3 protein-coding genes and 1 tRNA gene are annotated in these 3,922 nt (G+C 68.8%); 1 reads left to right on the forward strand and 3 read right to left on the reverse strand.

The window, feature by feature from the left end:
* Window positions 1–122 precede the first annotated feature (122 nt).
* A tRNA-Thr gene (locus tag RUH65_RS15380) sits at window positions 123–194 on the reverse strand.
* 87 nt (window positions 195–281) lie between these two features.
* Window positions 282–2,186, reverse strand: a complete 1,905-nt coding sequence (locus RUH65_RS15385; RefSeq protein ID WP_313818516.1) for a DEAD/DEAH box helicase — start codon at window positions 2,184–2,186, stop codon at window positions 282–284.
* A 371-nt stretch (window positions 2,187–2,557) separates the two neighbouring features.
* Here RUH65_RS15385 and RUH65_RS15390 point away from each other — a divergent pair, with 371 nt between their 5' ends.
* On the forward strand, window positions 2,558–3,139 hold the full coding sequence (locus RUH65_RS15390) for a hypothetical protein (protein WP_313818517.1): 582 nt from the start codon (window positions 2,558–2,560) through the stop codon (window positions 3,137–3,139).
* Window positions 3,140–3,175: 36 nt separating this feature from the next.
* Here RUH65_RS15390 and RUH65_RS15395 read toward each other — a convergent pair whose 3' ends face one another.
* Window positions 3,176–3,889, reverse strand: a complete 714-nt coding sequence (locus RUH65_RS15395; RefSeq protein WP_313818518.1) for a FadR/GntR family transcriptional regulator — start codon at window positions 3,887–3,889, stop codon at window positions 3,176–3,178.
* Between the last annotated feature and the right edge of the window lie 33 nt (window positions 3,890–3,922).

The raw sequence follows: 3,922 nt of genomic DNA on the forward strand, positions 1-3,922 counted from the left end.
GGGGGACTCGATCCCCCGACCTCACGATTATGAGTCGTGCGCTCTAACCAGCTGAGCTACGCCGCCATGGAATGAGTCAGCCCGTGGCCGCGACATCTCGCAACGCACGGGCTCTCATTCAGAGCCCCGACCGGGAATCGATCCCGGGACCTCAGTCTTACCAAGACTGCGCTCTACCACTGAGCTATCGGGGCAACGACGTGAAACTCTACCAGCGATTTCCGTACGAATGAAATCGGGGCGGTCCCAAGGTCGTCCGGCCGCTGACCGGTCAGAACCGGTCAGTACCGATCGCGTGAGGGCTTGTCGAAGGACTTTCGGCCGCCCTTGAATCCACCCTTGCCGCCACCCTTGTGGCCGCCGTAGCCGCCCTTGTGGCCACCACCCTTGTAGCCGCCGCCACCGGAGCGGAAGGGCTTGCCCTCACGCTCGGCGTTCGTCGGTCGGCCGGTGTCCTTCTGGATCTCGATCGGACGGCCGTTGATGGTGGTGTTGCCGAGGGCGTCCCACTGCTGGCTGGTCAGGTCCGCCGGCAGCTCCACGAGGGCGTGGTTGGAGCGGATGTCGATGTGGCCGATCTGGTTGGAGCGCAGCCCGGCCTCGTTGGCGAGGGCACCAACGATGTTGCCGGGCTGCACGCGGTCCTGGCGGCCCAGCGCGATCCGGTAGGTGGCGTTGCCCTCCGCCGGACCACGCTGCGGGCCGCGGGAGCCGCGTCCATCACGATCGCCACGGTCCTCACGGCCACCGCGTTCCATCCTGGCCGGGGGCATGTCCTGCTCCTCGGCCAGCAGCGGGCGCCCACCCTGGGCCATCTTGGCGAGCGCGGCGGCGACGTCCTCGGCGTTGACGTCGTTCTCCGCCACGTAGGAATCGATGAGCCCGCGGAACACGTCCAGGTCGCCCGCCGAGAGGGTCTCGGTGATCTGGGTGCTGAAACGTCCCAGACGGGAGTTGTTCACGTCCGCCACGGAGGGCATGTTCATCTGCTCCACGGTCTGGCGGGTGGCCTTCTCGATGGCCCGCAGCAGGTACTTCTCGCGCGGGGTCATGAACAGCACGGCATCGCCGGAGCGACCGGCACGGCCCGTGCGGCCGATGCGGTGGACGTAGCCCTCGGTGTCATGTGGGATGTCGTAGTTGATGACGTGGCTGATCCGCTCGACGTCGAGGCCGCGGGCCGCCACGTCGGTGGCCACGAGGATGTCGATGCGACCGGAGCGCAGGTTGTCCACGGTCTTCTCGCGCTGGTTCTGCGCGACGTCGCCGGAGATCGCCGCGGCGCGGAAGCCACGGGCATTGAGCTTGGTGGTGAGCTCCTCGGTGGCGTTGCGGGTGCGGACGAAGGCGATGACGCCGTCATGCTCCTCGGTCTCGAGGATGCGCGTCATGGCCTCGAGCTTCCAGGACCCGGTGACCTGCAGGAAGCGCTGGCGGATGTTGCCGGCCGTGGTGTTCTTCGCGGCGACCGTGACCTCGACGGGGTTGTTGAGGTACTTGCCGGAGATCCGCTGGATGGCGCGCGGCATGGTGGCGGAGAACAGCGCGGTCTGCTTCTGGTCCGGGGTGGCGGACAGGATCTGATCCACTTCCTCGGCGAAGCCCATGCGCAGCATCTCGTCGGCCTCGTCCAGGACCATGTACTGCAAGTTGGACAGGTCCAGGGAACCCTTGGAAAGGTGGTCGATCACGCGGCCCGGGGTGCCGACGACCACCTGGGCCCCCCGGCGCAGGCCGGAGAGCTGGGGGCCGTAGGGGGCGCCGCCGTAGACGGGGAGCACGGTCACACCCTTGATGTGCTTGGCGTAGGTGGTGAAGGCCTCGGCGACCTGCAGGGCCAGCTCGCGGGTCGGGGCGAGCACGAGGATCTGAGGGGTGTTGGCCGGGCCGTTGACGTCGGCGGTCTCGGCCAGGCGGGACAGGGCCGGCACGGCGAACGCGGCGGTCTTGCCCGTGCCGGTCTGGGCCAGACCCACCACGTCGCGGCCATTGAGCAGCAGCGGGATGGTCTGGGCCTGGATCGGCGAGGGGTTCTCATAACCGAGGTCGGAGATGGCGGCGAGGACGCGGCCATCGATGCCGAGGTCAGCGAATGCGGGGACTGTCGACTCGGTGCCGTCCGTGTTCTCGGTGTTCTCCGAGGTCGCGGTGTTCTGGGGGGTTTCGTTTTGGGCGTGTTCGGACACGGTATTTCCTCACGGGGATCGGTGATTGCGGCCGGTTGGGTGCCGCAACGCATCGGATTGGTTCTCTCCGGTGCTCCCCGTGGCGTGGTCCAACATCACGCCCGTTCCATTTCTCCTGGCGGTCCCCGCCCTGCCGGTTCCGTCGGTGTCCCGGGCCGCAGGGGCGGCACAGTTCAACAGCGGAGGAACGGAAGGGGGTTCGGGACCGGCCGCCCGCTCAGCCGACACGTTGCCGAAAGCGGGCCACACAACTTGATGCCTTGCTGCGGTATTTATCAGCAGGCATGCACAGGGGATTTGACCGGAATGGTCCCCCGAGTCTAACGCATTCCGGCGGCGGCGGGACCGGGCCGAACCGTTAGGCTCGTCACGTGCCCGAGCAGACCCCTGGACAGCAAGTCCCTGGACAACAGCCCCACCATCGCTTCGCCCGCGCCGCTGGCCGTGCGACCCGCTCCTTCCTCGACTCGTCCCGGGACGACGCCGAACGCGCCCGTGCAGAGCGCCAGGAACATGAGGACCGCCGCGCGGCCGAGGAGCACGCCGCGGCAGAACGCCGCGCCGCGACACCCGCCACCCTGAAGGTGGCCCGCTGGTGGTGGGTCATCGTCACCCTCGTCTTCGCACTGGTGGCCACGGCCTTTTTCCTGTCCGGACTCCGCGCCCCGGCCGGCACCGCCGGGGGACTCGACCTCGCCGCACCGGAGGCCTCTGCCACCGGCCAGTTCGTCCTGGCGGGGCTGGCCGGCGTTCTGGCCCTCGCCACCGGCACCGGCGCCGTCCAGCTGCTGCGGTCCCGCCGCAGCGCGGTCGGCCTGCTGACCGGCGTGGCCGTGATCGTCGGGATCCCCCTGATCGTCCGCGGGCACCCCCTACTCTTGGCCCTCGCTCTGGTGCTCCTGGCGGGTGCCGCCCTGCTGTGGTCCCCCCCGGTGCGGCGATTCCTGCGCTGAGCTACTGAATCGCTGCGCTGCCGAGTCCGCTGGTGATCAGCCCTCGGCATCACGGAGCAGCAGGACGTCGGAGACGACGTCGATATGCCGCTGCATCGCCTGGGCCGCCTCGTCCGGATCGCCCCGGCGAATACCCTCCGCGATGGCCCGGTGGGCCTCGAGGGAGACTTCCGGCCGCCCGGGCTGCCCCAAGGACTCGATGCGGGTCTCCCGGATCCTCTCGCTCAAGAAGTCCATCATCTGCGCCAGGACCCCGGAATGCGCGGCCTGGGTGATAGCCCCGTGAAACCTCTCGTCTCCACCCACTCCCCGGTCACCCTGCTCGATCTCGCCGGCCATCACCTCGATGGCCGCGTCAATCGCCGCCAGGTCCTGATCCGTCCGGCGCTCGGCCGCCAGCGCCGCCAGCTTGACCTCGATCGTGCTCCTGGCCTCCACGATCTCCGGCAGCAGACTCCGATGGTCACTCAGTTGCCGCAGCAGCGTCGTCGCATTGGGCCGGTACACCAGGACGGCCCCGGTGCCATGACGGACATCGATGACGCCGAGCACCTCCAATGCCACCAAAGCCTGAGCCAGGGTCGCCCGGGAGACGCCGAACTGCTCGGCCAGATCCCGCTCCGAGGGCAGCCGATCGCCGGGTGCCAGCCCCTCCTCGCCGATGAACTCGAGGATCCGCTCCATCAGCTGCTCATACAGCCGGGCACGCGTGATGCGGCGAGCCCCGTGGCTCCTGTCCTGTTCCGTCATCTGCGGCCTCCCGCGCGTCGTCCGTGAGTTCGT

It is taken from the genome of Citricoccus sp. (genome assembly GCF_032154715.1).
Lineage (GTDB): Bacteria > Actinomycetota > Actinomycetes > Actinomycetales > Micrococcaceae > Citricoccus.